Genomic DNA, 6,154 nt, shown 5'->3' with positions numbered 1-6,154 from the left:
GGCACGCCGCCAGCGTTCGTCCTGAGCCAGGATCAAACTCTCCATTAAAGACCAACCGAAGTTGGTTATAGAAAGAGCGATTAGCTCATGTTGAAACTGACGAGATAAAATATCTCATTGTTGATTTTGCGAACAAAATCAGCTTACTCACTCGTTGTTCAGTTTTCAAAGATCAAATTCTTTTTCACTGCGTTTTTCAGCAGCTATAATATCATATCATGTTCGTTTCAAAAATGCAAGGGTTATTTTTTTCTTCTTTTCGAAGGTTGTTTCGCCCTAGTTATTCTTTTTCGAAACGGCTGTTTTGTTGTCAGCTCAAATAATATACCATTTAGCTTTACTGATTACAACATGTAAAAAATTCCAGTTAATAACCACCGACCGATTTTTTTCAACATCAGTTCTACAACTGTATCCATTAAACCTTTGAATTTGTTTTTCTTCATTATAGACATCGTGAGTATTTAACTGGATCTATTGCATGCAGGCAATTGCTTTAGAGCAAGCATCATTAGCTAAAGTCAGATAATGACCTTGTTTTTGAATACCATAAAACTAATGCATTTAAGTGTATATTGGAGCATGAAAATCGAGATCCAACAAATGCTAAAATGGCGGAGGGTCAATTGTCAATGGTTCTTCCATTGCTGGTCTGAAAGCATTTCCGGCATACGGCGCTTACGTGGCATCAAAACATGCAATTCAAGGTCTTACCAATGAAGCGAGCTGGCGATCCAGCAGTTGCAAAAGGTTTGCTTAATTCTCTCTTACGAAGCTTTCTATATAATTGGATCAACGTTAACGATTGATGTTGGCTTGGTACTTTTTAAAATCACTTACCAAAAATGGCATCCTTGTATATTTCACATATATGTTTTCCCATCACCGTCAGCATCACCCCCATACCTCTGGATCAGCATCAGGCTCTTCTTTTCTTCAGCAGAAAATCAGCCTTCTTCCATAGGTTGTCAGTCCGGTCATTCTCACTACATGCAGAACCGTGAAATACGGGTCCACTTACAGAATTAATCCGCGTCAGAGAATTCTTTTATAGAATGCATGTGGAAAAAGAGGCTGTCCTCTGGACAGCCTCTTTTCTGTAATATGTCTACTAATTTAACTCGTTAGTCTATACGTTACTGATGGATGCCTGCTTTTATTGCTGGGTCAAAATGATTGGACCGTCTGCTGTAATTGCCAGCGTATGCTCGTATTGTGCCGACAAACCGCCGTCCAACGTACGTGCGGTCCAGCCGTCCGCATCAATTTTACTGCGGTATGTGCCTGTATTGAGCATCGGCTCAATTGTAATGACCATACCCTCTTTCAAGCGTGGTCCACGGTGCGGAGGTCCGTAATGCGGAACCTGCGGTTGCTCATGCATTTCTTCACCGATGCCATGCCCAATAAATTCGCGTACGACCGAGAAGCCTTCCGCTTCCGCGTAAGTTTGAATCGCATGGGAAATATCCCCGATCCGATTACCAACAACAGCTTGCTCAATCCCTTTATACAGAGACTCTTTGGTAACGTCCAACAGCTTTTGGGCCTGCTCAGACACATTCCCAACCGCATATGACCAAGCGGAATCTGCCAGCCAGCCATTCAGGTTCACAACCATGTCGATCGTCACGATGTCGCCGTCCTTCAATGGTGTTTTGTTCGGAAAGCCGTGGCAAATAACATCATTAGGGGAACCACAAGTTGCAAACTGGTAGCCGTTATAACCCTTTTGCTCCGGCGTTGCGCCATGCTTCTTCATAAATGATTCTGCAAAGGCGTCAATTTCCAGTGTCGTAATACCTGGCTTAATCATTTTAGCAATTTCCCGGTGGCAAGCAGCCAAAATTTCGCCGGCTTTTTTCATATTTTCAATTTGTTCTTTGGTTTTAATGATAATCATTAAATGTTCTCCTTCTTATCCATGTTCGTTCCACTTTTCACTGTTTCTTTTTTTCTACTTCTATTGTAACGCTAAAAGCAGTGAAATGGAACCGATGTCAATTGATACCGTTTACAAGGGATTAAACGGGGTTTATAATACTCCATAATTTGTATACAAGTATGCAAAATTATTTGCAGGATAGGAGTATTCTATGAAATATCCAACAACCTGGTTACAGGGCGCATCGCTTGGAGAGAGGATTGCTTGTGAACTCCGACTTCAGATTATACGCGGTATGCAGACACCCGGCACTGTTCTATCTGAGAATCAGATTGCTACCGATTTTGGTACCAGTCGTTCTCCTGTGCGTGAAGCCATGAAAGTGCTCTCAAGCGAAGGACTTATCCGCTTGGAGCGCATGGGGGCGGTTGTGATCGGCATGACACCCGATGATATGGAGGAGCTATTCGACGTACGAATGCTGATTGAACATTTTGTTGTTCAAAGGTATGTACATAGGGATAATACCATATTGGTAACCACTTTAAATCAGATGATCGACAAAATGGAAGTCGCTCTCAAGCACAGGGATATCGCTGAATTTTCTCTTCAGGATTTTAATTTTCATGAAAGTCTGGTTCTGGAAGCAGGCCATACCCGTATTCTCCATACCTGGAATGGTATGAGACAGTTGATCCTGACAGTTATGCTGGCTGCGACAGAACAACGATTTGCGTCTAACATCGAAGAATCTCAAGTCACAATTCGCAAGCACCGCACCTTTGCAAATGCTTTAAACCAAGCGAGTGCTCAGGAGTTGTCACGACTTATCGAGGAACATTATCGAGACACCCGCAACGCGGTTAACGATAGCGTTTTGTCCTCCTATAGAAAGACATTATCCTAGTTGCAACTTGCTTGGCAAAGAGCCAATGTACCGCGTCTTTATGCGTGCTCCAGCTGACGCGGCTCTTTTTCCAGACTCAATTGTCGACAAGTATACAATTATCTATACATATTGTTGCCTTCATTCTTTTGAATGTTATGGAACCATCCTCTCCCTGGTCGCTTTCGGTTTGATTATGCTGCTGAATGTGTTAATTTAACGATAATGAGCCAATAAGGTAAGTGAAGGGGAGAATGAATATGACTGAAACCCGATATATGATCGGCGTCGATATTGGCACAACCAGTACCAAGGCAGTGCTTTTCGAAGAAAACGGCAATATTGCCGCGCAGCATCATGTGGGCTATCCACTCCATACACCTGAGCCAGATGCGGCAGAACAGGACCCTGAAGATATTTTCAAAGCTGTCGTAGCGACGGTGCAAGAGGTCATGACACAAAGCGGAGTACCCGCCGAACATGTGCTGTTCGTCTCCTTTAGTTCGGCTATGCACAGCGTACTGGCGGTAGACAAGAACGGTAAACCACTGACCGCCTCCATCACTTGGGCAGATAACCGTAGTGCCAAATGGGCTGAAGCGCTCAAACATAAATACAATGGACACGATATTTACTTACGCACTGGAACGCCCATTCACCCCATGTCACCGCTGACGAAACTGATGTGGATTACACGAGACTTACCGGATGTTGCGGCCCAGACGTACAAATTTATTTCTATAAAAGAATATGTCTTTGCCCGGTTATTCCACCAATATGTCGTGGATCACTCGATCGCCTCCGCTACCGGACTCATGAATTTGAAGCAGCTGGATTGGGACGAGGAAGCGCTCACTATTGCAGGTGTGACGAAGGAGCAACTGTCCGAACTGGTGCCGACAACTCATGTGCTAAAAGGGCTTGACGCAGCCTATGCACATGACATGGGCCTGCTGGAGACGACACCTTTTGTGATCGGAGCCAGTGACGGTGTCTTATCCAACCTCGGTGTGAATGCAATCAAACCTGGAGTTGTCGCTGTTACCATCGGCACCAGCGGAGCCATCCGTACTGTAGTTGATAAGCCTCTCACCGATGCCAAAGGGCGCTTTTTCTGTTACGCCTTGACCGAAAAGCTGTGGGTCATCGGCGGCCCGGTGAACAACGGCGGTATCGTTTTCCGCTGGATACGGGATGAATTTGCAGCCTCTGAGGTGGAAACTGCCAAACGCTTGGGAATTGATCCGTATCATGTACTGACCCAAATCGCGGAACAGGTGCGTCCCGGCTCGGACGGTCTGCTTTTCCTTCCGTATCTATCCGGCGAACGCGCTCCTCTGTGGGAACCAAATGCGCGCGGCTCCTTCTTCGGCCTGTCCCTGCGGCACAAAAAAGAGCACATGATTCGCGCCGCACTGGAGGGCGTACTGTTCAATCTGTATACAGTCATGCTCGCTATGGAAGAAGTCATCGACAGACCGTCAGTCATTCATGCCACGGGTGGATTTGCACGCTCGGAGCTATGGAGACAGCTCATGGCGGATATTTTCGACCAGGAAGTCATTATTCCCGAAAGTCTGGAAAGCTCATGTCTAGGTGCAGCCATTCTAGGCTTGTACGCGTTAGGGCGAATTGATTCGCTAGATGCAGTATCCGGTATGATCGGCACCACTCATCAGCATAAACCTGCGGCAGAGCATGTAGATATCTATCGCGATTTACTGCCGATCTATATTCGCATTTCGCGTAAATTTGAAGAAGAGTTCAAGGATATTGCAGAATTTCAGGCCAAGTCCCTACAATTTTAAATTAGTGGAACCTGTTCTAACACTGTTGCGTATTATCGTTTTATAAGACCTGTCTATGTCAGTTGGATAGGATAAGAAGGAGGATTAGACGATGCTCAAAAACTTACTGCACCGCCTGCTACATTCCACCTCTCATTCCCATAAGCGGCGATACAGCAGCTCAGATCGTTATTACGACCGTAAACGCCATTCTTCATCAGACGGATACAAGAACAGCCATAACGGTCACCGATATTACAAGGATAAACGCCGTCATTACTCCAGTTCCTAGCCAAACCACACGAAGCAGGGGCGGAGTACAACGTAACACAGAAGCAAACCACAGGCTCCTTAAACTTATAAAGCGAAGCCCCTTCTCATCAAGGGCCTTCGCTTTATTGTTGTGCGCCCTTCGTTTTGCAGAGCAACATCAGTGCACCTTACAGGAAATCGGCTATAACCGAAATTACATAAATTACAGAAACAGGGTTTTAGAGATAATCACCAGCAAAATAAACAGTACCAGAATCGCCCCTACAGAGGTCCAGGCACCTACACCGCAACCCATACCGCCTACTCCGCACATATGACTCATTTACAACACTCCCTTCGCTCATTTACAGGATCATTGTATGTAGACCTGGCCTAATGCGTAAGGGGGGCATTCCCCCATTTTTGCGGCGGATGCCTGTTTATTTTCAGCTACCATTCTGGATTAACCTCTAGCAGCAACAATGCTTCCTCCAGCTCCTGCATAAACTGTCGACTGTTTTCATAACGTGGGCGAATTTGAAAAAGCCGCTCCAATATATGACGCACTGGTTGACTTAATACTAATTCTTCCTGCCAGCTTCCAGGCGGTTGATCCGGCTGAGGCTCATAACTGCTATACAGCATAAAGAGCATGAAATGCCCGATATCGTACAAATCGCTGTAAAAAGCGACATCTTGTCGCTCAGGTGCGCGCTTTTCCAGCATGGCTTCGGTGAATACATCCTCCTGTCGTTCTCCCACGGCCAGAGCAAGCCCAAAGTCGATTAGGTACGCCTTCCCTTCGCGGTGAATTACGTTAGGGATGCGGATATCACGATGGATATATCCCCGTTCATGCACATGCAAAACTCGCTCCATTAACTCTAAAATGTAGACGATACATTCCTGCTCCGTAAAGGAACGCTCCTGTTCAAAGATAAGCTCCTCCAAGGTCATACCGGAGACGTATTCCATGACCATATACATTTCGTCCGAATGTTTGTCATTCTCGAGCAGTTTCGGAATATAAGGATGCTCCATCTGTCGCATAATGTGAGCCTCGCGCTGCAATAGCTGAACTGCCTGCGCTCGTTTGCTCGGTCTGGGCAGTTTGACCGCCACCTCCTGCCCGCTGTGCCCATCCAGACAGAGGTAGGTTAAACCATAGCTACCCATGCCTAAAAGCGAACGAACACAATAACGTCCGCTCAGCAAATCACCAGGCTGTTTGGGATAATCCATCCATGATTCATAAATATTCCGCAACCAAGCAAACATACTTAGATCCTTTCTTATACATGCCGCACCACGTTTCCTATGCGACTTGTCCTCGTATTCTTGTAT

At 45.7% G+C, this 6,154-nt stretch carries 7 protein-coding genes; 4 read left to right on the top strand and 3 right to left on the bottom strand.

Annotated elements, in window-relative coordinates; all coding sequences use genetic code 11:
* Nucleotides 1-625 precede the first annotated feature (625 nt).
* Nucleotides 626-760, top strand: coding sequence for an SDR family NAD(P)-dependent oxidoreductase (locus OIU26_RS23015; RefSeq protein WP_436449196.1), 135 nt, complete (start codon nt 626-628; stop codon nt 758-760).
* Nucleotides 761-1,156: 396 nt separating this feature from the next.
* Here the strand turns inward: OIU26_RS23015 and map are convergent, their stop codons facing one another.
* Nucleotides 1,157-1,903: a type I methionyl aminopeptidase gene (map, locus tag OIU26_RS23010; protein WP_013369117.1), complete on the bottom strand. Its 747-nt coding sequence runs from the start codon at nt 1,901-1,903 to the stop codon at nt 1,157-1,159.
* Nucleotides 1,904-2,096: 193 nt separating this feature from the next.
* Between map and OIU26_RS23005 the strand changes: the two genes are divergently transcribed.
* The 3 genes from OIU26_RS23005 to OIU26_RS22995 all read left to right on the top strand — a co-directional run bounded on the left by OIU26_RS23005 (nt 2,097) and on the right by OIU26_RS22995 (nt 4,850).
* Complete coding sequence (locus OIU26_RS23005; protein WP_264218135.1) at nt 2,097-2,792, top strand: GntR family transcriptional regulator; 696 nt, start codon at nt 2,097-2,099, stop codon at nt 2,790-2,792.
* A gap of 239 nt (nt 2,793-3,031) precedes the next feature.
* On the top strand, nt 3,032-4,579 hold the full coding sequence (gene gntK, locus OIU26_RS23000; protein WP_264218134.1) for a gluconokinase: 1,548 nt from the start codon (nt 3,032-3,034) through the stop codon (nt 4,577-4,579).
* 91 nt (nt 4,580-4,670) lie between these two features.
* The gene (locus tag OIU26_RS22995) at nt 4,671-4,850 is read left to right on the top strand and encodes a hypothetical protein (RefSeq protein WP_080567850.1); all 180 of its coding nucleotides are present in this window, start codon (nt 4,671-4,673) and stop codon (nt 4,848-4,850) included.
* A gap of 183 nt (nt 4,851-5,033) precedes the next feature.
* Here OIU26_RS22995 and OIU26_RS22990 read toward each other — a convergent pair whose 3' ends face one another.
* Together OIU26_RS22990 and OIU26_RS22985 are read right to left on the bottom strand one after the other, a co-directional pair.
* Nucleotides 5,034-5,153, bottom strand: a complete 120-nt coding sequence (locus OIU26_RS22990) for a hypothetical protein (RefSeq protein ID WP_013369112.1) — start codon at nt 5,151-5,153, stop codon at nt 5,034-5,036.
* A 107-nt stretch (nt 5,154-5,260) separates the two neighbouring features.
* Complete coding sequence (locus OIU26_RS22985) at nt 5,261-6,088, bottom strand: protein kinase domain-containing protein (protein ID WP_264218133.1); 828 nt, start codon at nt 6,086-6,088, stop codon at nt 5,261-5,263.
* Between the last annotated feature and the right edge of the window lie 66 nt (nt 6,089-6,154).

Origin of the sequence: Paenibacillus sp. BT-177, from assembly GCF_025846815.2 — a bacterium.
Classification (GTDB): domain Bacteria; phylum Bacillota; class Bacilli; order Paenibacillales; family Paenibacillaceae; genus Paenibacillus; species Paenibacillus polymyxa_C.
Note: the sequence above shows the minus strand (reverse complement) of the source record. Positions and strands in the feature narration are given on the sequence as shown.